This window comes from Stutzerimonas stutzeri SDM-LAC, assembly GCF_000235745.1.
Lineage (GTDB): Bacteria > Pseudomonadota > Gammaproteobacteria > Pseudomonadales > Pseudomonadaceae > Stutzerimonas > Stutzerimonas stutzeri_H.
On record NZ_AGSX01000013.1, the window covers coordinates 1 to 24,807 of the forward strand.

Sequence of the window (24,807 nt, forward strand, 5' to 3'; positions counted from 1 at the left end):
GCGGTGCGAGCCGCCCGCAACAAGTAATACTCAACCTGCTCTCCCCTACGCAGCCAGAACGCGATCGTCGTATCGTTCTGCAGCCCCAGGGCGATGGTTTCTATCAGGGACAGATGCAGGAGCCAGTCACAGGAAGGCGTTTCGTCGAGCTGCTTGGCCGTGAGGGCAATCAGGATTGGCGATTGTTCGAGGAAAAGGAAATCGCTAGCGGTCAGCCTATCAACCTGAGCTATTGACCGGACGATGGCGAGCCCCGTTCCTTGCTACCACTGCGGGCTGCCGGTTCCTGCTGGCAGCGCTTACCACGCCCGTGTGCTGAACGAGCAGCGGGCGCTATGCTGTCCGGGCTGTCAGGCGGTCGCGGAGGCAATCGTCCTGGGCGGTCTGGAAAGCTACTATTCGCATCGCAGCGATGCTTCAATCAATCCTGACACGCTTCCGAAAGCGCTCACCGAAGAGCTGGAACTCTACGATCGCAAAGATGTGCAAGCGCCATTCGTACATCATGAAGATGAGCTGGCCGACACTTCGTTGATGATCGAAGGCATCAGTTGTGCTGCTTGCGGCTGGCTGATCGAGAAACACCTGCGTCGGCTGGACGCGGTTTCCGAGGCCAGCCTGAACTTATCGAACCATCGCCTGCGGGTGCGCTGGGATGATGCCTCGCTGCCGCTGAGCGAACTGCTCGCAGAGCTTCGTCGCATCGGTTACGCGGCCCACCCCTACCAAGCGGACCAGGCTGCGGAACGGCTTGCTAAAGAGAACCGCCGCAGCATGCGCCAGCTGGGTGTAGCCGGTTTGCTCTGGATGCAGGTGATGATGGCGACGATGGCGACTTGGCCCGAGTTCAACATCGACCTCTCGCCAGGTATGGCCAGCATCCTTCGGTGGACTGCTCTGCTGTTGACCACGCCGATCGTTTTCTATTGCTGCACCGACTTCTTCAAAGGTGCGCTGCGTGACCTACGCACCCGGCATTTGACCATGGACGTCTCTGTTTCGCTGGCGATCGGTGGCGCCTATGTTGCCGGTATATGGTCGACAGTCACCGGCCAGGGCGAGCTTTATTTCGATGCCGTCGGCATGTTCGCCTTGTTTCTTCTGGCTGGACGTTTTCTAGAGCGCCGTGCGCGGGAGCGAACCGCCGCAGCGACAGCTCAGTTGGTCAATCTGCTGCCGGCTTCTTGCCTGAAATTGGCCGAGGACGGCCAGACTTCACGCATTCTGCTTCGAGAGTTGCAACTCGGCGATCAGGTGCTGATTCAGCCCGGCGCGCTGATTCCAGCCGATGGCCGCATCCTCAGTGGACAGTCGAGCGTTGACGAATCGGTTCTCACCGGAGAATACCTACCGCAGGCTCGGATCGTTGGCGATACCGTCACTGCCGGTACTCTCAACGTAGAGGGCGCCCTGGTCATCGAGGTTCAAGCGCTGGGCGACAACACTCGGCTTTCCGCGATTGTCGGCCTGCTCGAGCGTGCCCAGTCTGACAAGCCGCGCCTGGCCGAGCTGGCCGACCGTGTTTCGCAATGGTTCCTGCTGATCGTGCTGCTGACTTCCGCTGTGGTTGGCATCGTCTGGTGGCAGATCGACCCGCAGCGCGCATTCTGGATCGTTCTTGCCCTGCTGGTAGCGACCTGCCCCTGTGCATTGTCCTTGGCTACACCGACGGCCTTGACTACCGCCACAGGCACGCTGCACAAACTGGGTCTGCTGCTTACGCGGGGGCATGTACTGGAGGGCCTCAATCACATCGACACGGTGATTTTCGACAAGACCGGAACCTTGACCGAAGGACGTCTGACGCTGAGCGAAGTTCGACCACTGGCGGAGCTGGATGCCAATGCCTGCCTGGAGCTGGCCGCCGCCCTGGAAAGCCGATCCGAGCATCCGATTGCCAGAGCATTCGGTCGAGCACCTCAAGCAGCCGATGCAGTGAGCAGCTTTCCCGGCCTTGGTCTCCAAGGATCGATTGGCGAACGTACCCTGCGTATTGGTCAACCTGATTTCGTCGCGACTGGCTATGCCGGCGCAGCGCCGGAGATACCCGGTAACGAGGGCCAATGGTTGCTGTTGGGCGATACTCAGGGACCTCTGGCGTGGCTGGTGCTTAACGATCGCCTGCGCGATGACGCGCCGGCTTTGCTTCAGGCGTGCAAATCCCGTGGCTGGAATACGGTCCTGTTGTCGGGTGACAGCTCGCCAATGGTAGGCGCGATCGCTCGACAGCTCGGCATCGAGGATGCGCACGCCGGCATGACCCCAACCGACAAGCTCGCTCACCTGCAGCACCTGCAAGCCAAAGGCCATCGCGTGCTGATGCTCGGCGACGGTGTCAACGATGCGCCGGTCCTTGCAGCCGCCGATATCAGCGTGGCCATGGGTTCAGCGACCGATCTTGCCAAGACCAGCGCTGACGCCGTCCTGCTCAGCAATCGTCTCGACAGCCTGGTGCAGGCTTTCAGCGTGGCACGCCGCAGCCGCTATATCATCATTGAGAATCTGACGTGGGCGAGCCTGTACAACGGCTTGATCCTTCCGTTTGCTGCGATAGGCTGGGTAACTCCGCTATGGGCGGCGCTGGGCATGTCTGCCAGCTCGCTGCTGGTGGTGCTCAATGCATTGCGGCTGAGCCGTGCGCCTAATCAGCAGCAACCCGCCAGCCTGCCTTGACTGGCTGTCTTCTCCGACCGGCGTAGCATAGATGGCGCGCCTGCCCAGGCTTGCCGTTACCCACCACTTCTGGAGGCTCTCTTGGCCGCACTTTACATCTTGATTCCGGTCGCCGTGGTTCTGGTCGCGTTGGCCATCTGGGTCTTTTTCTGGGCTGTCGACAGTGGCCAGTACGATGATCTGGACGGCCCGGCCCACAGCATTCTTTTCGATGAAGAAGACCCCAAGCACAGAGCAGGCATTGAGCAGGCAGACAAAGGTCGCGACCCAGGGAAGTCCGAACGTGAATGAGCTGTTGCCTCTGCTGTTATCGGCCTTGGTGCTCGGCCTGCTTGGCGGAGGCCACTGCCTGGGCATGTGCGGTGGTTTGATGGGCGCACTGACCATGGCTATTCCCGCCGAGCAACGTGGCAAGCGCCTGCGCCTGCTCGTGGCTTATAACCTGGGCCGGGTCCTCAGCTACGCCAGCGCTGGATTGCTCATCGGGCTGGCCGGCTGGGCCGTTGCTAACAGCCCTGCCGCGATGGCGTTGCGGATTGTCGCCGCACTGCTGCTGATCGGCATGGGTTTGTATCTGGCGGGCTGGTGGACCGGTCTGACGCGTGTCGAAGCGATCGGAAGGGGGCTGTGGCGGCATATCCAACCGTTCGCAAGCAGGCTGATGCCCGTCAAGAGCGTGCCACGAGCGCTGCTGCTTGGCGCTTTATGGGGTTGGCTGCCGTGTGGCTTGGTCTACAGCACGTTGCTGTGGGCGGCCAGTCAGGGCGATGCGCTGGACAGCGCCCTGCTGATGTTCGCGTTCGGTATCGGTACCTGGCCGGTGCTTCTGGCGACCGGCCTGGCCGCCGAACGACTTACCGCAGTGCTTCGTAAACGCGGCGTGCGAATGGTCGGCGGTGCCACGGTAATCCTCTTCGGCCTTTGGACGCTGCCAGGTCCGCATCAGCAATGGCTGATGGGTCATGACCATGCAGGCAGTGCGTCCGTGCAGCAAGCGCCCAAGCACATTCATCATTGAAACGTCACTGACCGGGAGAGCGAGCCGAAGTGCTGGCATAGCACCGCGCCTGGCATCGCCGACGTTTTGCTCAGGGCTCTTTCGGCAACTGACGCTTGTGCGCTGACTTGTCGTAGGTGTCGATGATGATACGAGCCGCCTCGTCTGGGACCGCGCGACCTTGCAGGAACGCGTCGATATTCTGATAGCTCACACCATGAGCATCTTCGTCCGGCTTGCCGGGTGACAGCTCTTCAAGATCGGCAGTGGGGATTTTCTTCACCAGTTGTTCAGGGGCGCCTAACGCAGCAGCCAACTCACGGACCTGATGCTTGACCAGGCCGGCCAGGGGCGTCAGGTCGCAAGCCCCGTCGCCAAACTTGGTAAAGAACCCCATAACCGCTTCGGCGGCATGATCGGTGCCGATCACCAGCCCCTGCCGCGCGTTGGCAATGGTGTACTGCGCGACCATGCGCATCCGCGCCTTGGTATTGCCGACCACGAAATCGCGCTTCTCCAACGTCAGGTCTTCAAGCGCCTCTGTCGCTCGCGTCAAGCCCTGCACCGCGGCGCCGATGTTGACCGTATGGCACTCGTCCGGATTGATCGAATCGACCGCAAGCTGCGCTTCGTCTTCGTCATGCTGAACTTGATAAGGCAGCCGGACCGCAATGAATCGGTAGTCGTCGCCCTCCCCGGCTTCGCGCATACCTTCGACTGCACGCTGCGCGAGCAACCCGGCGGCGGTCGAATCGACACCCCCGCTAATTCCCAGCACCAACGTCTTGAGCCCAGACTCGCGCAGGCATTTTTGAATGAAAGCGATTCGCCGGTCGATTTCGGCCTGTATAGCTGCCGGCCCATCAAATGGGGCGCAAACGTTAAGCGCAGCAGCGATTTCTTGCTGACGATGATGCATGGGTTTCTCCTTGCAATGGATAAGGTTAGAAAACGGCAGTAGCTAATCCGACCATAATTCAGCCAATAAATCTCCTCTGCTTACCGTCGGCACCGGACTCCGTGGCAGGGTCTGGACTCGCTTGATACAGGTCAAGTCTATGCAGTGTCGCCCGCCCTAGAATCCTGGCACCGCAGTCAACCCGAGACCGTAAGATGCTCGACGCCATTCGTTGGGATGCCGACCTGATTCATCGTTACGATCAGGATGGGCCGCGCTATACCCTCTATCCGACGCCCCATCAGTTCAACAGCAACGTGGGATCGTTCGATCTGCTGCATGCGCTACGCGGCAGCCGTCAAGCGGCCAGACCACTGTCTCTGTACGTTCACCTGCCATTCTGTACAGACATCTGCTATCACTGCCAGCGCAACAAGGTCATCTGCACAGACCGCGGGCGTGCGTTGCCGTACCTAGCACGGTTGGAAAAGGAAATCGAGCTGATCGGCTGCCACGTGGGCCAGGAACAGGTGGTGGAGCAGCTGCATTTGGGCGGCGGCACGCCGACATTTCTCGGGCATACCGAGCTACGTGGATTGATGAGTCATCTGCGTAAGCGCTTCAGCCTACAGAACGACGATCATGGCGATTTCAGCATCGATATTGACCCGCGCGAAGCGGACTGGCCGACGATGGGTTTACTGCGTGAGCTTGGCTTCAACCGCATCAGTATAGGCATGCCGGACCTGGACTCGGATGTGCAGCACGCAATCAACCGCAGGCAGACGCTACAACAGACCCAGACGGTTATCGAGGCTGCACGAACCCTGCAGTTCCGTTCGATACAGATTGATCTGACCTACGGCTTACCACGGCAAACCCCCGAACGCTTTGCAAACACGATCACCACTGTGATTGCGCTGCAGCCGGAGCGTGTGTCGATTTCCAGCTATACGCATCAACCCGAACGGTACATGGCGCAGCGCAAGATCAACGCGGCAGAGCTACCAACCCGGGTGGACAAGCTCGCGATGCTGCAACACAGCGTGGAACAGCTGACTCGCGCCGGCTATCGATATATTGGCATGGATCTTTTCGCCCTGCCTGACGATGAGCTCGCTGTAGCCCAGGAGGACGGGGCTATTCAACGCGGCTTCCATGGCTATACGACTCATGGGCATTGCGACCTGGTTGGCCTCGGCGTTTCGGCGATCAGCCAGATCGGCGATCTGTACTGCCAGAACAACAACGACATCACCCTTTACCAACAGTCACTGGGACAAGGCCAGCTCGCCACTATCCGTGGCCTGCGATGCAACCAGGACGATGAGATCCGACGCTACACCATCCAAGCGCTGCTCTGCGATTCGGAACTACGCTTCGATGAGATCGAAAGCATCTTCGGCGTCAGCTTCAAGACCTATTTCCAGCAAACCTGGCCCGCTCTCGAGCAGATGGCTGCCGATGGTCTGATTCAGCTGAACGCGGACGCGATGACCATTTTGCCGGCCGGACGCCTGCTCGCTTATGCAGTGTGCATGCAGTTCGACCACTGCTTGCCGCCCCGTCCCGCCTCGCGATTTCCCCAAGCTATGTGAGTGACCGCTGGAGCGTTCGCCCCCGCTGCGACCCTTGGACCAATTGGCCTAAGGTGCCTGCCTGAGTTAATCTTGCGCATCGTACGGTTTATCAGGATCTCGCAATGTCCGAGCTCATCAAGGTCCGCAAGCAGCCACAGGCTAATTGCAAAGATTGCAGCCTCTCTGGCCTCTGCCTGCCGCTTTCGTTGAACATGCAGGACATGCAATCGCTGGACGATATCGTCAAGCGCGGACGCCCCTTGAAGAAAGGCGAGACCTTGTTCCGCCAGGGCGATGCGTTCAGTTCCGTATTCGCCATCCGCTCCGGTGCCCTGCGCACCTTTAGCGTCACGGATGCCGGCGAGGAGCAGATTACCGGCTTCCACCTGCCGAGCGAGCTGGTGGGTCTGTCAGGTATGGACACCGAAACGTATCCGGTATCGGCCCAGGCGCTTGAGACCACCTCAGTATGTGAAATCCCCTTCGACCGTCTCGATGAACTCAGCGTGTTGCTGCCACAGCTGCGTCGCCAGCTGATGCGCATCATGAGCCGCGAGATTCGCGATGATCAGCAGATGATGATGCTGTTGTCGAAGAAGACTGCAGACGAGCGAATCGCAACCTTCCTCATCAACCTGTCGGCCCGATTCAGTGCGCGCGGCTTCTCCGCCAACCAGTTCCGACTGCCCATGTCACGCAACGAGATCGGTAACTATCTGGGTCTTGCGGTCGAAACCGTCTCGCGGGTATTCACGCGCTGCCAGGCGAGTGGCCTGCTGGAAGCCGAGGGTAAGGAGGTGCGGATCCTCGATTCCATTCGCTTGTGCGCCCTGGCGGGCGGAAACATGGACGCCTAACGGAGCTCGCATGATTTTCGACGAATTCTCGATCAAGACCTTGATCCGACCGGTTCCGGATTTTCCGAAAGCTGGCGTGATCTTCCGCGACATCACCCCGCTGCTACAGTCACCGAAAGCACTTCGCATGGTGGCTGACAGCCTGATACAGCGTTATGTCGAAAGCGGTTTCAGCCATGTCGGTGCGCTGGACGCCCGCGGTTTCATCATCGGCTCGATCATCGCCTATGAGCTGAACCGGCCGCTAATTCTGTTCCGCAAGAAAGGCAAGCTTCCAGCCGATGTGTTGGCGGCGTCTTATAGCACCGAGTACGGTGAGGCCTACCTTGAAGTGCACGCAGACAGCCTCTGTGAGGGTGATTCGGTATTGTTGCTGGATGATCTGATTGCCACCGGCGGGACGCTGGTCGCGGCGGCTCAACTGGTTCGCCGCATGGGCGCGCAGATCCATGAAGCTGCTGCGATTATCGACCTCCCTGAACTCGGAGGTTCACGCAAGTTGCAGGACATGGGCATCCCCACCTTCACTCTGACTGCATTCGAACTGAACGAGCGCTAGACTTGAGCACCAGATGGGTGTCAGCCCTGCACTGCGGGGCGCTGCTCGGCCTCCTCGCATTCTGTCCAGCGTCCTTTGCACTCGACCGCGAAGCCCTGCTTGATGAGGCGAACCTGTTGGTGCTTCCGCGGGAGCGGCAATTGCCTGCCGTCGAGCTCGTTGACGAAAAAGGCCAGACTTTTACCACTGATGCACTACGTGATCGCTGGCATCTGATGTTTTTCGGGTTCATTGCGTGCCCGGACATCTGTCCAACAACGCTGAGCGACATGCGCCGCCTACTCAGCCAGCTACCCCCCACGGTGCGGGACCAGCTGCAAGTCGTCTTGATTACCGCGGACCCAGCACGCGACACGCCTGAGGCGCTGCGTACCTACCTGAGTTATTACCGGGCAGGCTTCAAAGGATTGACTGGCGAGCTTCCAGAGTTGCAGAAGATGTCTAAAGCACTTGGGCTGCCTTTCGTAACGACCGCGAACACGGAGGGCGACTACGAAGTCAGCCACAGTGGCAATCTCGCTATCGTCGCTCCCGATGGGACATTGCGCGGGCATATCCGAGCCCCTTTAAAGCTGGAGGGGCTACGCAACGCCTTGCCCCAGCTAATCGAAGCGAGATGATGCTGCTTGCTGCAGAAACGCCCTAGTGACAATCAAGCGTATCAGCGAGCACATACGCCTGGAAGGCGACTTCGTCGATCCAGTGTTGCGTGACCTCAGCCAGCGTATTCTGCCCTTCCGGGCTGGCGACGATTTCCTCGATGCGCTGTTGCAGCGCCGCATCGGCTGCTGCGACCCGCAGTGTCAGTCGCGGATATTCCAATGCTGGCAGCAATCGATCATAGCGACGCCACTCAGGCAGTTCGGCGATCTGCTGCAGTAAAATTCGCTCGCCCACAACCGCTTGGCATTCACCGAGTTTGAGCCCGATCAGCGCCTGTGCCGCGCTGGGATAGATTCGAGCGACACCACCGAAGCGGGCCGCTATCACTTCTGCATGCGGGCTCCCTGTAGTAGAGCAGAATGGCTTGCCAGCAAGGCCCGCCCAGTCGGTCGGCCCTGCTTTGCTTGCCACCAGGGCAGCGATCTCGCTGGAATAATAAGCCGCGCCGGAACCAAGCTTACCGAAGCGAAGCTGCCCGCTTTCCGGCGCATCAAGGAGCGAAATATCGCTGCCCAAGGCTTCGCCCAAACGAGCAAGCCAAGCGGCCTCGAAACCCTCTCCGAGTAACTCAGCCTCCGCCGCCTTGAGCGGACGGTAGGCATCAACCGGAACCGCCTCGAGCGTCGCAGCCTGGATGCCAACCGGCACCATCAGCGTGAACACGAACCGCAACAGGCCTGTTTTCACGGGGCCCACTCAGACGTACTGGTAACGCAGCATCCGCTGCTTGAATTTCTCCAGTACAACCTGATCGATCAGCGTCGCGAGGATAGCGATGACCAGAATATTCATCATTACACCAGCCATGTCGGCGATTTCGCCGGAGTAGGCAAGCGAGCGCCCCAATCCCTGACCGAAACCGATCAGCATCTCTGCGGAGATCAGCGCTCGCCATGCATTGCCGAAGGCCAGTTGCGCGCCGGTAATCAGTTCAGGCATTACCGCCGGTAGATAGACGCGCCGCACCAGTTGCCAGCGCGATGCGCCCATTACCCGAGCAGCCGCAACCTGGACCGGCTGCACGCTTTCGGTGGCATTCATAACCGACAGCGCCATCGGGAAGAATGCCGCCAGTGCGACCACGACGATGATTGGCAGATTACCGAAGCCCATCACAATCAGAAATAGCGGCACCCAGGCGATCGATGGGATTGACTGAAGAATCACGATGGCCGAACGAAGAATCTCGCGAAAGAAGAACAGCACCCCGCCCAGCAACCCGAAGCCGATACCAAACAGCATTGCGAAGCTATAGCCACTCCCCAGCCGGCTCATGCTGCCGTAAAGCCCTTCGCGAAACTCAGGTTCGTAAACAGTGGTCAACAGCCGCTCGAACACCACGGGAATACCCGGCATCAAAAACGCAGGAAGACTCCAAGCGGCGATCTGCCAGATCAGCAGGATGAACAGAACCGCCAACACCACGGCGAGGTATTTCTTCGGACCGGTCAGACGACGTCCCTGGCTCATCAGTGCCCTACCTCCGTCTTGATACCCAACAAGCGAAGGATTTCACGCCGCTCCGCAGCGAACTCGGAAAGATCGTGGCTTTTCTCGCAATGGATGAAATTGAATGTCTTCAGCACCCTGGCTGGACGTCCGCTGAACACCAGCACGTGGTCGGCCAGATACAGGGCTTCATCAACGTCATGGGTGACCAGCAGCACGGTCGGTTGGTGCTCGTCGATCAGCTCACGCAGGACGTCTTGCAACGCCATACGAGTAAGCGCATCAAGCGCGCCGAAAGGCTCATCGAGCAGCAACACTTCCGGCTTGGCAATAAACGCCCGCGCCAAGGCAGTGCGCTGCCGCATACCGCCCGACACCTGGTGCGGATAGTAATGTTCGAAACCGTCCAGGCTGACCCGAGCGAGCCAGACCTTTGCCTGCTCGAAGGCATCGGCCTTGGCGACTCCCTGCAGCTCAAGAGCCATCGCCACATTGGCCTGTAACGAAAGCCAGGGGTACAGCGCGTGCTCCTGGAAAACCAGCGTGCGCCGGGGACTCGGCCCAGGAATCTTCTCGCCATCGGCGAGTACACGCCCTGCGGTCGGCTTTTCAAGTCCGGCAACCAGATGCAGTAACGTCGATTTCCCGCAACCGGACGGCCCAACCAGAGCGACCAGCTCGCCCTGGGCGAACTCGCCACTGAAGCCCTTGATGACTTCCAACTGGCCAAAATGCTTGTCTACTTCTTCAAACCTGAGTTGCATATCGCTTTGAAGACCTCAAAAAACTGCCCGATCAGCGGGCTAAATGACACTGCCCGGCGCTATGGCCGGGCAGTGTGGAACGATCTGCCGTAGCCTAGAGCTCGCGTGCTTGTTGCCAGGACAGGTCGAGAAGGCTGCTGGTATCGAATGGTTTGCCATCGCGCGTCTTGAGCGAGCCGAGTTCCTGGAGGATATCGGCGAGTTCCTGGATACGTGCCAGATCATCAGTGCCAAGCTTGGCGTCGAAGGTCTGAGTGGAAATAGCCTCCTCAATCACAACTTCACGGGGCAGCTCGCCACGATTGAGCGTCTTCAACGTCGGTTCGGCAATAAAGTAATCGGCGATCAGCTTGGCTGCTTCTGCTGGTTGATTCTCCAGCAGCTCGATTGCATCACGTTGGGCATCAAGCGACTTCCAAACCGCCTCCTTGCGCTTTTCCAGAGTTTCCCCGGCAGTGATCACCACCATGCAAGGGAATGGCCAGACCTCGCCAATCTCATAGATCTGCTTGACGGGCGCCACGAGCTGAGCGATCCGATCGTAGGGCTCGAAGAGAAACGCAGCATCGGTGCGTCCGGATACGAGCGACTGAACGGCGACGGCCGGGCTGGTGCCCATGATATTGACGTCGCTGGGTGCCAGATCGGCGGCTTTCAAGGTAACGCCACGCAATACCGCATCGGCGGTACTGCCTTCTTTCTGCGACGCGAGAATCTTGCCTTTCAGGTCAGCGACCTTCTCGATACCGGTTCCTTCGCGGGCCACGATAGAGTGATAGCCTTGCTGAGCGCCACCGACAACCTTCAGATCAGCGCCCTTGGATGCCCAGGCAACCGCGTTGGTGAAGCCCAGAACTCCGGTATCCAACTGGCCGCCAATAATGGCCTTGATCAGATCCGTGCCGGAACTGAACTCAACCAGCTCGACGTCGAGACCGTGTTTCTTATAGAAGCCGCCCTCGTGGGCAACCATCGCCTGAGCATCATCCATCACACGGATATAGCCGACTTTGAACTTCTCCTGCGCCTGCGCGAATGCGCTCAGCAGCAGCAGTGCGGGAACCAACCAGTGTTTTGCCTTCATTGTCGACCTCATGTAGATAGGCAGCGCCATACATATAACTAGACGAAAGCAGATAAGTTCATCTAGTTATTAGTGGGGTATGGCTTAGAACTTTACATGAAGTCTGGACCGCGCGGCACTACCTAACCGCCATAAGCATTAAACCGGAAGTTATAAGCTGACGACCCTCGCGCAACCTCTTGGACGAGTCAGAGTGTGATCGTCTTCCGACCGGCCAGTGCGTGGGCAAGCGTGCCGCCATCGACGAGATCTAGCTCTCCGCCAAGCGGGACACCGTGCGCGATGCGGCTGAGCGTCAGCCCTTTCGGAATTAACAGTTGCGCAATGTAATGCGCAGTAGCCTCGCCTTCGACGGTGGGGTTGGTGGCCAGTATCGCTTCGCTGAAATTGCCCTCGGCCACTCGCCCGAGCAATTCGGGAATGCCTATGGCCTCCGGCCCCAGGCCATCAAGGGGAGAAAGGTGCCCCTTGAGCACGAAGTAGCGACCCCGGAATCCCGTCTGCTCTACGGCGAACACATCCACCGGGCTCTGCACGATACAGAGCAAGGCATCGTCCCGCCTCGGATCAGCGCACTGCGGGCAAAGTTCTTCCTCGCACAACGTGCGGCACTGGCGGCAATAGCCCACCTCTTCCATTGCACGCGCAAGTGCCTGAGCCAATCTCTGCCCACCGCTGCGATCACGCTCAAGCATCTGCAAAGCCATGCGTTGGGCGGTTTTTTGCCCTACGCCTGGGAGAATGCGCAATGCATCGATGAGTTGGCGAATAAGCGGGCTGAAAGACATGGACTCACCAGGTTGAGAAGCAATGGGGACTGTTTTTACAGAGGGCGGCGCCAGGGACCGTGCCGTGATTTCGCTTGGCTAGAGCGTCTCTCACGGCGCCGGCAGGCCGCGCTGGCTAGATGCCGGGAACGGCATCCGAGCGCCATCAGAAGGGCATTTTGAAACCCGGTGGCAACTGCATACCGTCGGTCATACCGGACATTTTTTCCTTGCTGTTCTGCTCGATCTTGCGCACTGCGTCATTTACCGCAGCGGCTATCAGGTCCTCGAGAATTTCCTTGTCTTCCTGCATCAGGCTGTCATCAAGGCTGACACGTTTGACGTCGTGCCGGCCATTCATCACAACGCTCACCAAGCCAGCACCGGACTGACCGGTCACTTCTGCGTTGGCCAGTTCCTCCTGCATTTTCTGCATCTTTTCCTGCATCTGCTGCGCCTGCTTCATCAGGCCGGCCATGCCACCTTTCATCATGGGAATTACCTCGGATCAGGGTTCAGAGTGTTCTACGGGTTCGATAGTACCGTCGCGAATGACGGCAGCGAACTGTTGCATCAACTGTTGGACCACAGGATCTGCCTGGATCGACTGCTCTGCTGCCCGCTGTCGCTCGCCACGGCGCCGCGCGGCAGCTTGTGCCGGCGTTTCCTGCTGCGGTGTCTGCAACTCGATGTCCAGCTGCAGGGTACGCCCGTGGTATTGGTTCAGCGCATCGTTCAGACGTCGATGCTGAGTGGCGTTGAACAGCGCACTTTGCGCTGGGTCCAGGTGCATGAGCCAGCGGTCATCTTCCACGGCGATCAATGTGCAATTTGCTGCGATGCTACCGGTCAGCCCACCCAGCCCCAGCTTCAGATAAATATCCAGCCACTCCGCGGCCAAGCCGGTTGCCGGCTCGACTGCAAGCGTCGGCTCGGACGGTTGCGGATCGATCGCGAAATCGTCAAGCCCGCCAAGGTAGGCCTCGGCCTGGGTTTCGACTTCAAAGTAGTCTTCGTCGGTAAGCGGCGGCTCATCATCGTCCGGCTCGTTAACCTCAACCACCGCAGCGTGATGCGCTGGTTCGCCCAGAGGCTCGGTCTTTTGCTCCAGCACCCCGCTCTCCACCGCTACTGGCGGCGTGTCAGGCGGCTCATTCCAGGGCAGATCAACCACTGGGAGCGCGGGTTCAGCTTTTGCGGGCTCGGGCACAGCAGGAGCATGCACAGCACCTACGACTGCCACCGTTTCCGGCGACGAAACGCTCGCGGCGGGCGCACGCGCTGTCGCTGTCGCCTGTTCGGCAATCACATCCGTCGGAGCAGACGCAGGGTTCGACCGGTGCGCAGTTGTGGCGATTGGCGGAGCCGACTGTGCCGAAGCCACCGGCGCCTCAACCGGATCGCGAACCGGTGCAGCCGGGCCTGCTGAACCGGCCACGTTCGTTGTGCTGGAATCAGTCGTGGCCTGACTGACTCCTGATGTCTTTAGTGGCGTTCGCGGCGCACCTTCATCGTCGGCGGGCCGAAACGCGAGCATGCGCAACAGCACCATCTCGAAACCGCTTCGCGGATCGGGGGCCAACGGCAGATCACGCCGGCCGATCAGGCCCATCTGGTAATAGAACTGGACATCCTCAGCAGGTAACGCCTGGGCCAGCGCCAGCACGCGATCACGATCGCCCTGACCGTTATCCACTGCATCCGGCAATGCCTGAGCAACAGCGATGCGGTGCAGAACATTGAGCATTTCGGCAAGCACACCTCCCCAATCGGGGCCTTGCTCTGCCAGATGACGCACCGCTTCGAGCAGCGCACGGGCATCGCCTTCCAACAGCGACTGCAGCACGCCATAGACCTGACCATGATCCAGCGTGCCGAGCATGCTGCGAACATCAGCCGCGAGCACTTTACCTTCACCAAAGGAGATCGCCTGATCGGTGAGACTCATGGCATCGCGCATCGAGCCATCTGCGGCGCGGCCGAGCAACCAGAGCGCATCTTCCTCGAACGGGACCTGCTCGACGGCGAGCACATGGGTCAGGTGCTCGACTACGCGCTCGGGCGGCATGTTCTTAAGCGAGAACTGCAGGCAGCGGGACAGGATGGTCACCGGCAGCTTCTGCGGATCGGTAGTCGCCAGTAGAAACTTGACGTAGGGCGGTGGCTCTTCAAGCGTTTTAAGCAAGGCGTTGAACGAGTGCGACGAGAGCATGTGCACTTCGTCGATCAGGTAGACCTTGTAGCGCCCACGGCTGGGGGCGTACTGCACGTTATCCAGCAGTTCGCGGGTATCTTCGACCTTGGTGCGGCTCGCGGCGTCCACTTCGATCAGGTCGACGAACCGGCCCTCATCGATTTCGCGGCAAACCGAGCATTCTCCACAAGGCGTGGAACTGATGCCCGTCTCGCAATTGAGGCACTTGGCGATGATCCGCGCGATGGTGGTCTTGCCAACTCCACGGGTGCCCGTGAACAGATAGGCATGATGCAGGCGCTGGCTGTCCAATGCGTTGATCAAAGCCTTGAGCACGTGCGTCTGGCCGACCAATTCGCGGAACGAGCGCGGACGCCACTTGCGGGCTAGTACCTGATAACTCATAACACCATCGCGGGATAAAGCAGAGAACGGGTAATGCTAGCGGAGCAGGCTGCAAATTGCATCCGGCCTGATACCGGCGCGGCCACTGCAGCTCGTGATCGGCACGGGCTGGCTAGTGCTTAACGGTTGCGCCCAAGGCCCGCACGATTTGCTCCAGCTGCGGTTGAGCGCTGTTGATCTCGATCTGCAGGCCGTCTATTTCACGACGCGGTGGGTACTGCTTGCGCAACTGATCGAAGCCGACCGCACGCTGGGCCTCGTCTTTGCACAGGTTGCGGCGAAATGCAGCGTCGTCACGTCGCGGGTCGTAAACGGCCCGACAGATTGTCGCCAGCAGCTCAGCGGTCCCAGCGGAAGCATCGAAGACCAAGCCTCGCAGCGACGCTGGCGGCATCAGGTCCGCCAGTTCAACTTTTGGCTCCAGCCCCCTGCTCGCGCAAAACGCCTGATAGATTTGCGCCGTTCCGCGCAATTTCCCGTCCAGGCTATAGCCGGCGATATGCGGGGTCGCGATCCAGCACAGTTCGGCCAGCTCGACATCGACCTGCGGTTCGCCCTCCCAGACATCGAGCACTGCCTGAATATCTGTCCGCCTGGCCAGCTGCGTGCGCAAGGCGGCATTGTCGACCACGGCACCACGGGCAGCATTGATCAGCCAGGCGCCTGGCCGCAGTTGCTCCAGACGGGACCGGTCCAACAGGTGAAACGTCGAGTGCTCGCCTTCCAGCGTTAACGGGGTATGCAGGCTGATGACATCGCACTCTGCAAGAATTTCATCAAGCGTGACGAACTCACCCACTTCACGCGCCTGGCGCGGCGGATCACAGACACGCACATCCCAGCCCAGACCACGCAGAACCTCTACCAGCCTGCCGCCGACCTCGCCGGCACCGACTACGCCATAACACCGATCAGCCAGCTCGACGCCCTCACCTTCGGCCAAGGCCAGAAGGCTGCCGAGCACATAGTCAACGACGCCCCGAGCGTTGCAACCCGGTGCACTGGCCCAGCTGATTCCTGCCTCCTCGAAGTAATCAACGTCGAGGTGGTCGGTTCCGATTGTGCAAGTACCCACGAAGCGAACTGCGCTTCCTTCGAGTAGCTCGCGGTCTACCCGGGTGACAGACCGAACCAGAAGCACGTCGGCTTGCTCGACTGCGGCCCTGTTAATACTTCGTCCTGGCATGCGTCGTATCTCGCCGAACTCAGCGAAAAAAGCGTCGACCAAGGGAATGTTTTCATCGGCAAGGATACGCATCGTCAGGCTCCGTCATTGATTGCCCATTCTAGACCGCGTTGGTCCGCTCTGCTGGCTTCCCGTGTGCGCGGCTCGCGGCGTAGACTAGGCGGCTTGTGTATACAATCCGGATATCTGCAATGCCCACTGAGTTGAAACTCAGACGGGTTCGCGTCGAACTGCGCACCCTCTTCGCCCTCGCCCTTCCAATGATGGTTGCTCAACTGGCAAACACCGCCATGGGCTTTGTCGACACCCTGATGGCCGGCCGCGTCAGTCCGGAAGACCTCGCTGCAGTAGCCTTGGGCAACTCGATCTGGGTGCCGGTATTTCTTCTTGTAACAGGGGTCGTGCTGGCGACCACTCCCAACGTCGCTCAGCACTTCGGCCGCGACCAGCACGAACGAATTGGGCCGCTGGTTCGCCAGGCCCTGTGGATGGGACTTGGTGTAGGGTCGCTGTTCGCGTTGCTGATGTGGAACGCCGAACCACTGCTGCATCTGATGGAAGTCGAACCGGCGCTGATTGACCCGACCATGGCCTATTTGCGTGCAGTCGCCTGTGGCTTCCCCGCAGTTGCCCTGTATCAAGTACTGCGGTGTTACAGCGATGGGCTCGGCCACACCCGGCCCAGCATGGTGGTCGGCATTCTTGCGCTGATGCTGAACATTCCGCTCAACTACATCTTTATCTACGGCAAGTTGGGTCTGCCCGCCATGGGTGGCGTCGGCTGTGGCTGGGCAACTGCCGTGGTCATGGTTTTCATGCTGCTGGCAATGCTGTTCTGGGTGCGCCGCGCCGAGTATTACCAGCCAAGCCTGTTGTTTAGCCATTTCGAGTGGCCGGAATGGTCAGCGCTGAGCCGCTTGCTATCGGTCGGTGTACCAATTGGCATTGCAGTGTTTGCCGAGGCCAGCATCTTTTCGGTCATCGCGCTTCTGATCGGCGGCCTCGGCGCGACCGTGGTGGCGGGGCATCAGATCGCGCTGAATTTCACCTCGCTGATCTTCATGATTCCGCTGTCATTGGGCATGGCCATCACCATCCGCATCGGCCAGGCGCTGGGGCGAGGCGCACCGCGTGACGCGCGCTTCGTTGCCGGCTTGGGAGTCCTATCGAGCCTGGTCTACGCCTGCTTCTCGGCGGGTGGCATGCTGTTGTTCAGCGAGCAGATCGCACGCATCTATACGACAGACCCGGCCGTGATTGCCGTGGCTGCCAGCTTGTTCTTCTATGCCGCGCTGTTTCAGTTCTCGGACGTGGTGCAGGTGACCGCAGCAGGCGCATTGCGGGGCTACCAGGACACACGCATGACGATGATATTCACGCTTTTCGCCTACTGGGGCATTGGCCTGCCGGTGGGTTACCTGCTCGGCCTTACCGATAGATTCGGCGAACCCAGCGGGCCGGCCGGGCTCTGGCAGGGCCTGATCGCAGGCCTGAGCTGCGCCGCGTTACTGCTGACCATTCGCCTGATGCGCAGCGCCCGTCGCGAAATTCGTCGAGAACCAAACCAGGCGACAGCCTGACGATTAGCTGGTACAGGTTGTTCAGACCTCCAGGGCCAGCATGGCAGCACTCAGCAGCAGGAAGCCGCTGAAGAGCAGACGCAACATCCGCTCCGGGAGCGCATGCGCCAACTTCACGCCGAGACTGATGCTGATCAATCCGCCTATCGCAAGCGGTAATCCCAGCATCCAATCCACCTGGCCATGGGTGGCGTAAGTGACCAGCGTAACGGCGGTGCTTGGCGCAGCCAATGACAGTGAAAGGCCTTGCGCCACAACCTGTGATGTTCCGAATACCGCTGTGAGTATCGGCGTGGCAAGCACTGCACCCCCCACGCCAAACAAGCCGCCCAGCCCGCCGGCGCCAGCGCCCAGCACGCCTAACCACGGCCAGGGATGGCGCAATTCGGCGCCACCGGATGGCGGCCGAAAGAATACCCGTGACAAGGTGTGGACAGCCAAAGCGACGAGAAAACCAACAAAAGCGATGCGCATGCGCTCAGCATCCAGCGATACGGCGAATGCGGCGCCGGCAATGGCGAAGCAGAAACTGGTAATGCCCAACGCTGCCGCATGGCGCACGTCGATGCGATTGCGTTGGTGGTAGCGCCAGATGGCCAGCAGCACGTTTGGCACAACCATGACCAAGGCGGTGCCCTGAGCGACCTGTTGATCCAGATCGAACAGCACACCCAATACCGGAATCGCTATCAGCCCTCCGCCTATGCCAAACAGGCCACCCAACGCCCCCAGCGTCAAACCCAACAGCACATTCAAAACGAAGCCGACCAGGTCCATGACGCCTCCTATGAAAGCCGCAATGCTACCCAGCGTGCTCTGGCAGGCATATGCACGAGAATGCACAATGGCTTTGCGTAATCTGCAAAGCGAAGCAAATACCCATGGATGCCACCGCGCTCACCGATCAATTCAAGCTTTTCCTCGATGTAATCGATACGGGCAGCTTTTCTGCGGCGGGTCGCCTGCATGCACTCGCGCCCTCGTCTGTTTCGCGACGCGTGGACGCGTTGGAGCGTTCGCTTGGATGCCAACTTGTCAGTCGCAGCAGTCATGCGATCAAGCCAACAGCCGCCGGGCAGGCGTTTGCCGAGCGCGCCAGACGTATCGTTCAGGAATTGCAGCTGGCACGGGCCGAGATGACTTCGCTACAAAGCGCACCGGAAGGCCGCATCCGCATTGATGCTCCAGCACCTTTCGGGCGCAGGCACCTGGCCCCGGCTCTTGCCGATTTTTTGCAGGCTTACCCTGGCGTGGATATCCAACTGCGCCTGATCGACAGCTTTATCGATATGCAAGGAGACCATCTGGGAGAGGTCGATCTGGTGCTACGTATCGGCCCGCTTGCCGACACGCGCCTCGTTGCCACGCCTTTGGCGCCGATGATGCGCATCGTTTGTGCAAGCCCAACCTACCTGCAACGGCGAGGCGTACCGCAAACGGTGGCGGAACTGCCGACACATGACGGGCTCGATTGGGACGCGCTGGCGCCACCTCATGCATGGCGATTCGAGCATGAAGGCAAACGACAGCTGCTAAGGCCGAAGCGTCTTCGTATGGTGGCAAACAACGCAGAGGCGTTGCTTACCGCTACGTTGGCGGGATTGGGAATCGCCCATCTACCAACCTGGTTGATCAGCGACCAGTTACTGCGTGGCGATCTGCTGCCGCTGTTCTGTGAGCATGGTCTGCCAGAACCTGAACCTAGCGGGATTTATGCCTTGCGCCTGACCCGCGAAGCCGATTCACGCAGTCGATTATTGCTGGAGTTCTTGAAGGGTCGCTTCGGCCCGGTCCCGCCATGGGACCAGGCACTGCAAAGCGGACTTGCCTTTGCTTGAGGCAGCTACGTCAGACAGCGCACCCGGAAAGCTCCTGGGTCACGCCCCACCCATCCAGCACACCACCTAGCGGCTCGACCAGGTTCTCCAGGTCCTGCTCGAAGTCGCCGATGCCATCGAAAGTGGCGTACATGACTTTGCTGACCTGGAGATCCCAGGCGCCATCGTCGCGGGGAGCTATTTGTGTATTGACGCACTCGCCACGGAAATTACTGGCCGCGGCACTGGCACGTTCACGATCGGGAAACACAGCGTAGAACTCGATTGGATGAACGCGGGCAAAGTCGAAACCGCCCTCCTTCATCCTCAGAAGTACATTGCTGCTTACATCCTCATGGAAGGTGGCACTCATAAAACAACCTCCTCTCACTCATGGATGACGATTTCAGGAATGGAAAGCCCTTGTCTACCTCGTTGCGCAACGGCCGGGCAGCGCCGGTCGCGAGTTGCCTGGTTGATCGGGAAGAGAAACCGTGCGGTGTTTCCAATAGGCCTCGGTAATGGCTGGGAGTTCGATCCAACGGTTGGACGGCCCTCACCGTAACGTCATAAAAGGCACGATTTAGCGGCCTATGCCACAAGTGACCGCCGTGACATAGGCTGCCACTGGAACATACGACGTATAAACCGCGTCCGCAACGGGAGACTGAAACCACGCGATTACGGCTGGCCTGAGCGGAGCCAATCAGGGCGCTGCAAAAAAACTGCGCAGTGCCCGGATTGATTCAGTCGTTGCTAGGCTTGCTGATAGCCTGCAACACGTACTGTGGCAGCGCGAACGCGCCGATATGGATGTGCGGGTTGTAATAACGGGTCACGATTCCACTGCCAGCGAAACGCTGAGACAGGGTTTCCAGCGACAGCTTGCGGCTATCTACATCGCAGGCACCCCAGGCGAACGTCATGGCGCCACCGATATAGGCAGGTACCGCAGCCTGGTAGAAATGCCAGTCAGGAAACAGGCCCGCCATCCCCTTGGCGGTGGCCTGCACCTCAGCCAACTGCATGAATGGCGTGCCGTTCTGCGTAACCAGAATGCCGCCCTCGTTGAGGCAGCGACGGCACGCCTGATAGAAACTTTCCGAGAACAGAGCCTCGCGTTGCCCAACGGGATGGGTCGAGTCGCAGATGATCACGTCGAACTTCTCGTCGGTGGTCGCCACGAAGTGCATCCCGTCATCGATCACCAGATTCAACCGGGAATCATCGAACGCTCCCTTGGAGTGCTCCGGCAAAAACTCCTTGCACAAGTCCACCAGGGAGCCGTCGAATTCGACCATGGTGATACTCTCGACATCCCGGTGCTTGGCCACCTCACGCAGCATGCCGCCATCCCCACCGCCGATAATCAGCACCCGCCGCGCCAGGCCATGAGCCAGGATTGGTACATGCGCGAGCATCTCGTGATAGATGAATTCGTCTGCCTCGGTGGTCTGGATGACTCCATCGAGTGCCATCACACGCCCCATACGGGCGTTCTCGAAGATAACCAGGTGCTGATGCTCGGTGCGCTCGTCGTGCAGCATCTTGTCAATGCTGAAGCGCTGGCCGTATCCCTCGTAGAGAGTTTCCTGATAGTCGCTCATGGGTGTCTCCTGGATGGATGGCTTAACAGACAGGCCTCACAGGCGGCCCAGTGACAAAGAGGCGCATTCTACTTTGGTCTTATGGCAGGTGGAACATATCGCTTTGAAAGCACGTTTGGTGAAGACAGCCCCATCAGTGCTGGCTATCGTCAAACGATGATCTCAATCCATCTTCGCTACATCGCTCCATGGAGCTGGTCCCAGTTTCATCAGCACTTTGCCCTGCGCCTGCTCCCCGGTGTCGAGGCGTTGGAACCTGAGCGTTACAGCCGCACAGTACGCATCGGGGACGATGTCGGATGGCTCAGCATACGACCGTTGTCGGCACAACCTGCTCTTGAGCTGAGCATCAGCGATTCGATGGCAAAACACGCCGCGGCGTTGGCGGTACGTGTTCGAAAGATGTTTGATCTTGATAGCGACCCAGCAGCCATAACGCGACATTTTGCAGGCGACCCACAGCTCGAGCCACTGGTCGCTGCGAACCCAGGATTGCGCCTGCCCAGCGCCTTCGATCCGTTCGAACAAGCCGTGCGAGCCATCGTCGGCCAACAGGTTACCGTCAAGGCGGCCGTGACCATTACCCGCCGCCTGGTGGAGCGGCTTGGCGATGAATGGCCTTGCCTGATTGCCGATCGAGATGAGGCGTTGACCACGCTGTTTCCCAGCCCACAAACACTAGCCAACGCGGCACTGGAAAACATCGGCATGCCAGGCAAGCGAGTGGCGGCACTGCAACAACTGTCCGCTGCGGTGGCTAACGGTGCGCTTGAGTTACGTGTCGATGACGGTGCAAACGCACTGGTCAGCCAACTATGCCTGCTTCCTGGTATTGGCCCATGGACCGCTGAATACATTGCATTGAGGGGATTCGGGGAGAAAGACGCCTTTCCAGCCGCAGACCTTGGCCTGCTGAAATCGCCCGTATGGGGAAGCGCTGGAATCACAGCCAAAGAGTTGCTCGCCCGGTCGCAAGCCTGGCGACCCTTGCGGGCCTACGCCGCTGTGCATATTTGGGAGAGCTATACGGCGGCCTCAGGGCAAGCCAAGTCGGTGAAAGCCTCACCAGTAACAGAGACGGGGCGCTGATCAGTGATCGCGGTAGCCGTGAAGTGCTCCACACGAAGCCCGTCGGATCGCCCTGTTGCGCGTACTGAGTCGTCACGCAGGAGCCGAACAGCTCGGCCTGACGCAGCGCAACTCAAGCGTTTCGTTGAAGCTCCACGCACCGCCGTGCCGAAACGGCACTCGATCACAACGCGCATCTACAACCTGACTTTGGCTAAATGCCCGGCGGCAACGAACCACATGATCAGCCCGACGACTGGCAACAGGACGACGACAAGACTCCAGATGATCTTGCGGCCAACCTCGATACGACTTCGCCAGATTTGCACAATGGCTACCACATCGCCCACCAACACCGTCAATGCCAGCAGCGTACTCCAGGCTTCCACGCGTCAGGGCCTCAGGTTGCGCTCATCCGGTCGGTTGCCACGCGGCCCCATGATGCCCCAGATGATCAGGCCCAATACTGGGAGGATGACGATCAACAGCACCCACATTGCCTTTTTGCCAGTGCTGCTATCGCTACGCACCACACTGACGATGGCCCAGATATCCAACGCCAGGATAAGCAGGCCGAAAATACCGCCGAAGGCATCGGTCATGGCAAGACTCCAAATTACAGTGAGTTCGTAATTAGGATGCCAGGCGGGTTTGAGGGTTCAGTACCCACCAACAGTGTGCATGCAAGCCTGATGCGCGGCATTCAACTTTCCCACCACAGAGGAAAGAAAATCTCGCGTGGCGCCAGGTCGCCGCCCGCCACACGAACTCACCGCGGTGATGGTCCTTTCGATGTCAATGAGAATGGCCTTGACCGACACGCTCAGTCGTCCAGTTGCGGGAAGCGGCTAGCGATGTCTTCGCCGGTGTACTCTGCGACCCATCCTGCGGGGTTGTTGAACAGGCGTATGGCGATAAAGTGCGGGTGCTCGCCCATGTCGAACCAGTGTCGGGTTCCGGCGGGTATCGAGATCAGGTCGTTTTTCTCGCACAGCACGGCATAGACCATGTCCCCAATATGCAGCGTGAACAGCCCGCGGCCGGCAACAAAGAAACGCACCTCATCCTCGGCATGCTGGTGTTCTTGAAGGAACTTGGCGCGAATTTCTGCCTTCTGCGGGTGGTTGCTGGTCTGGCTGATGACGTCGACCGTAACGTAGCCGCGCTCGCTCATCAGCCGATCGATCTGCGGACGGTAGGCAGCAATTACTTCCTCTGAACTTGCACCCGCGCTAATGGGGGCGCTGGCATCCCAGCGCTCCAGACCCACGCCGACGTCGGCCAGGATGGCGGCAATGTCCTCTAGGTGCGTGAGCACTTTAAGTGGCTGCTCGGGCGCAGTGTCCTGATAGACGCTAAGGATGCTCATGCTGTTCTCTCCGGTCGGGATGGCTACCCCGGGGTTGTCAGGAATGTACGGTCAGGTGGGACGTAAAAATGAATCCGGCTACATGCTCTGCATCGATAATGGTTTGGACCAGGCATCCACGGATAGCCGTCATGCCGGGTTCCTGTTTGGAATGGCGATGATAACGGCCGCAACCAGCGCGGCCAGGCTAGCAATAGCAAAGGTCCAAAGGGGGCCGAGACTGGCCCAACTGTAACCGGAGTACAGCGCACCCAGCGCACCGCCAACGCCTGCAAGGGTCGCGTAGAGCGCTTGCCCCTGCCCTTGCTGGCGATGGCCGAAACTGCGCTGGACGAAATGAATGGCCGCTGCGTGAAAACTGCCAAAGGTCGCCGCGTGCATCAGCTGCGCAATCAGCAGCACCCCCAGATGATCGGCCAGCGTACCCAGCAGCAGCCAGCGTAGCGCAGCCAGCACGAAGCTCGCGGCGAGAACCTGGCGCAACGAAAAGCGCGCCAACAGCCGTGCCATCACCAGAAAGATCAGGATTTCTGCCACAACGCCCAGCGCCCAAAGCAGACCGATGGTGCCTCGGCCATAGCCGAGCGCTTCGAGATGAATGGTGAAAAAAGTGTAGTACGGGCCATGGCTGACTTGCATCAGGCCGACGCATACGAAGAACGCCAATACACCCGGACGGCAGAGCTGGCGAAAAAAGCCACCCTGCCCGTCCAGCTCAGGATGCTCCGCCGGCGCCGCATTGGGCACCCAAGCGCTGCTCATCACGATCCCGATCATGATTGTCAGAACCGCTATTGGGTAAATATCGAGACTCAGATGTTCGAACAGCGCGCCAAGCCCCACCACAGCGGCGATAAAACCAATGCTTCCCCACAGGCGGATCTGGCTGTAGCGAGCGGTTTGCGCCCCCAAGTGGGCCAGAGTGATCACCTCGAACTGCGGTAACACTGCATGCCAGAAGAACGCATGCAGCGCCATCACCAGCGCCAGCCATGCGTAACTCTTGCTGTAGAAGATCAAGCTGAACGAAATCAGGGTACAGAGCGCGCCAATCCTAACAATCGCCAGACGTCGACCTGTGACATCGCCCAGCCAACCCCACAGGTTCGGCGCCAGACAACGCATCAGCATGGGAATCGCGACCAGCTCGCCAATGCGCTCGGCAGAAAAGCCGAGGTGGTCGAAATAGAGACCGAGAAACGGCGCCGCCGAACCGAGCAGCGCAAAGTAGAAGAAATAGAACCCGGACAAACGCCAGTAGGGAATGGAAGCCGCCATAAGCAACAAGCC

The 24,807-nt window shown here is 59.6% G+C and carries 27 protein-coding genes; 11 read left to right on the forward strand and 16 right to left on the reverse strand.

The genetic code is table 11. The annotated features are described in order from the left end of the window. From PSTU_RS0101565 to PSTU_RS0101580, 4 genes are all read left to right on the forward strand, one after another. The coding region (locus PSTU_RS0101565) for a FixH family protein (protein WP_019339294.1) at positions 1-236 on the forward strand (236 nt) is incomplete at its 5' end. A gap of 7 nt (positions 237-243) precedes the next feature. Beyond that, positions 244-2,673, forward strand: a complete 2,430-nt coding sequence (locus PSTU_RS0101570; RefSeq protein WP_019339295.1) for a heavy metal translocating P-type ATPase — start codon at positions 244-246, stop codon at positions 2,671-2,673. A gap of 81 nt (positions 2,674-2,754) precedes the next feature. Further along, positions 2,755-2,964: a cbb3-type cytochrome oxidase assembly protein CcoS gene (gene ccoS, locus PSTU_RS0101575; RefSeq protein ID WP_019339296.1), complete on the forward strand. Its 210-nt coding sequence runs from the start codon at positions 2,755-2,757 to the stop codon at positions 2,962-2,964. Then, on the forward strand, positions 2,957-3,691 hold the full coding sequence (locus PSTU_RS0101580) for a sulfite exporter TauE/SafE family protein (RefSeq protein WP_019339297.1): 735 nt from the start codon (positions 2,957-2,959) through the stop codon (positions 3,689-3,691). The genes ccoS and PSTU_RS0101580 overlap by 8 nt, the downstream gene beginning before the upstream one ends. A gap of 70 nt (positions 3,692-3,761) precedes the next feature. On the opposite strand, the gene nadE is transcribed toward PSTU_RS0101580, so the two are convergent. Further along, positions 3,762-4,589: an ammonia-dependent NAD(+) synthetase gene (gene nadE / locus PSTU_RS0101585; protein ID WP_019339298.1), complete on the reverse strand. Its 828-nt coding sequence runs from the start codon at positions 4,587-4,589 to the stop codon at positions 3,762-3,764. A gap of 194 nt (positions 4,590-4,783) precedes the next feature. Between nadE and hemN the strand changes: the two genes are divergently transcribed. The 4 genes from hemN to PSTU_RS0101605 all read left to right on the forward strand — a co-directional run bounded on the left by hemN (position 4,784) and on the right by PSTU_RS0101605 (position 8,184). Continuing rightward, complete coding sequence (gene hemN / locus PSTU_RS0101590; protein WP_019339299.1) at positions 4,784-6,166, forward strand: oxygen-independent coproporphyrinogen III oxidase; 1,383 nt, start codon at positions 4,784-4,786, stop codon at positions 6,164-6,166. Positions 6,167-6,270: 104 nt separating this feature from the next. Then, positions 6,271-7,005 (forward strand): fumarate/nitrate reduction transcriptional regulator Fnr, encoded by a 735-nt coding sequence (gene fnr / locus PSTU_RS0101595; protein ID WP_019339300.1) that lies wholly within the window; start codon positions 6,271-6,273, stop codon positions 7,003-7,005. Between the two features lie 10 nt (positions 7,006-7,015). Continuing rightward, positions 7,016-7,564 carry an adenine phosphoribosyltransferase gene (locus tag PSTU_RS0101600; protein WP_019339301.1) on the forward strand — a complete coding sequence of 183 codons (549 nt, stop codon included), beginning with the start codon at positions 7,016-7,018 and terminating at the stop codon, positions 7,562-7,564. 2 nt (positions 7,565-7,566) lie between these two features. After that, positions 7,567-8,184 carry an SCO family protein gene (locus PSTU_RS0101605; protein ID WP_019339302.1) on the forward strand — a complete coding sequence of 206 codons (618 nt, stop codon included), beginning with the start codon at positions 7,567-7,569 and terminating at the stop codon, positions 8,182-8,184. Positions 8,185-8,206: 22 nt separating this feature from the next. On the opposite strand, the gene PSTU_RS0101610 is transcribed toward PSTU_RS0101605, so the two are convergent. The 8 genes from PSTU_RS0101610 to pdxB all read right to left on the reverse strand — a co-directional run bounded on the left by PSTU_RS0101610 (position 8,207) and on the right by pdxB (position 16,148). Continuing rightward, complete coding sequence (locus PSTU_RS0101610; protein ID WP_019339303.1) at positions 8,207-8,914, reverse strand: transporter substrate-binding domain-containing protein; 708 nt, start codon at positions 8,912-8,914, stop codon at positions 8,207-8,209. 9 nt (positions 8,915-8,923) lie between these two features. Beyond that, entirely contained in the window at positions 8,924-9,697 is a 774-nt protein-coding gene (locus PSTU_RS0101615) for an ABC transporter permease (protein WP_019339304.1), read from the reverse strand. Continuing rightward, positions 9,697-10,440, reverse strand: coding sequence for an ABC transporter ATP-binding protein (locus PSTU_RS0101620; protein ID WP_019339305.1), 744 nt, complete (start codon positions 10,438-10,440; stop codon positions 9,697-9,699). The genes PSTU_RS0101615 and PSTU_RS0101620 overlap by 1 nt, the downstream gene beginning before the upstream one ends. A 94-nt stretch (positions 10,441-10,534) precedes the next feature. After that, complete coding sequence (locus PSTU_RS0101625; RefSeq protein WP_019339306.1) at positions 10,535-11,524, reverse strand: ABC transporter substrate-binding protein; 990 nt, start codon at positions 11,522-11,524, stop codon at positions 10,535-10,537. Positions 11,525-11,712: 188 nt separating this feature from the next. After that, on the reverse strand, positions 11,713-12,312 hold the full coding sequence (gene recR / locus PSTU_RS0101630; RefSeq protein ID WP_019339307.1) for a recombination mediator RecR: 600 nt from the start codon (positions 12,310-12,312) through the stop codon (positions 11,713-11,715). A gap of 145 nt (positions 12,313-12,457) precedes the next feature. Further along, positions 12,458-12,784, reverse strand: a complete 327-nt coding sequence (locus PSTU_RS0101635; RefSeq protein ID WP_019339308.1) for a YbaB/EbfC family nucleoid-associated protein — start codon at positions 12,782-12,784, stop codon at positions 12,458-12,460. 15 nt (positions 12,785-12,799) lie between these two features. Further along, entirely contained in the window at positions 12,800-14,890 is a 2,091-nt protein-coding gene (gene dnaX, locus PSTU_RS0101640; RefSeq protein ID WP_019339309.1) for a DNA polymerase III subunit gamma/tau, read from the reverse strand. Positions 14,891-15,002: 112 nt separating this feature from the next. Next, complete coding sequence (gene pdxB / locus PSTU_RS0101645; RefSeq protein WP_019339310.1) at positions 15,003-16,148, reverse strand: 4-phosphoerythronate dehydrogenase PdxB; 1,146 nt, start codon at positions 16,146-16,148, stop codon at positions 15,003-15,005. A gap of 119 nt (positions 16,149-16,267) precedes the next feature. Here pdxB and PSTU_RS0101650 point away from each other — a divergent pair, with 119 nt between their 5' ends. After that, positions 16,268-17,656: an MATE family efflux transporter gene (locus PSTU_RS0101650; RefSeq protein ID WP_019339311.1), complete on the forward strand. Its 1,389-nt coding sequence runs from the start codon at positions 16,268-16,270 to the stop codon at positions 17,654-17,656. Positions 17,657-17,677: 21 nt separating this feature from the next. Here the strand turns inward: PSTU_RS0101650 and PSTU_RS0101655 are convergent, their stop codons facing one another. Next, positions 17,678-18,433, reverse strand: a complete 756-nt coding sequence (locus PSTU_RS0101655; RefSeq protein ID WP_019339312.1) for a sulfite exporter TauE/SafE family protein — start codon at positions 18,431-18,433, stop codon at positions 17,678-17,680. A gap of 104 nt (positions 18,434-18,537) precedes the next feature. On the opposite strand from PSTU_RS0101655, the gene PSTU_RS0101660 reads away from it, so the two are divergent. Then, on the forward strand, positions 18,538-19,494 hold the full coding sequence (locus tag PSTU_RS0101660; protein ID WP_019339313.1) for a LysR family transcriptional regulator: 957 nt from the start codon (positions 18,538-18,540) through the stop codon (positions 19,492-19,494). Positions 19,495-19,504: 10 nt separating this feature from the next. On the opposite strand, the gene PSTU_RS0101665 is transcribed toward PSTU_RS0101660, so the two are convergent. Both PSTU_RS0101665 and speE read right to left on the reverse strand, forming a co-directional pair. Then, a complete protein-coding gene (locus tag PSTU_RS0101665; RefSeq protein ID WP_019339314.1) occupies positions 19,505-19,846 on the reverse strand; it encodes a ribonuclease E inhibitor RraB in 342 nt (113 codons plus the stop codon). Between the two features lie 373 nt (positions 19,847-20,219). After that, positions 20,220-21,080 carry a polyamine aminopropyltransferase gene (speE, locus tag PSTU_RS0101670; protein ID WP_019339315.1) on the reverse strand — a complete coding sequence of 287 codons (861 nt, stop codon included), beginning with the start codon at positions 21,078-21,080 and terminating at the stop codon, positions 20,220-20,222. A gap of 156 nt (positions 21,081-21,236) precedes the next feature. On the opposite strand from speE, the gene PSTU_RS20275 reads away from it, so the two are divergent. Next, a complete protein-coding gene (locus PSTU_RS20275; protein WP_100206759.1) occupies positions 21,237-22,169 on the forward strand; it encodes a DNA-3-methyladenine glycosylase family protein in 933 nt (310 codons plus the stop codon). 176 nt (positions 22,170-22,345) lie between these two features. Here the strand turns inward: PSTU_RS20275 and PSTU_RS0101680 are convergent, their stop codons facing one another. The 4 genes from PSTU_RS0101680 to PSTU_RS0101695 form a co-directional block, all read right to left on the reverse strand. Further along, entirely contained in the window at positions 22,346-22,537 is a 192-nt protein-coding gene (locus PSTU_RS0101680) for a PLDc N-terminal domain-containing protein (protein ID WP_019339317.1), read from the reverse strand. Between the two features lie 3 nt (positions 22,538-22,540). After that, positions 22,541-22,750 (reverse strand): PLD nuclease N-terminal domain-containing protein, encoded by a 210-nt coding sequence (locus tag PSTU_RS0101685; protein ID WP_019339318.1) that lies wholly within the window; start codon positions 22,748-22,750, stop codon positions 22,541-22,543. Between the two features lie 221 nt (positions 22,751-22,971). After that, positions 22,972-23,517, reverse strand: coding sequence for a 1,2-dihydroxy-3-keto-5-methylthiopentene dioxygenase (locus tag PSTU_RS0101690; RefSeq protein WP_019339319.1), 546 nt, complete (start codon positions 23,515-23,517; stop codon positions 22,972-22,974). 129 nt (positions 23,518-23,646) lie between these two features. Beyond that, on the reverse strand, positions 23,647-24,795 hold the full coding sequence (locus tag PSTU_RS0101695; protein WP_019339320.1) for an MFS transporter: 1,149 nt from the start codon (positions 24,793-24,795) through the stop codon (positions 23,647-23,649). Positions 24,796-24,807: the final 12 nt, after the last annotated feature.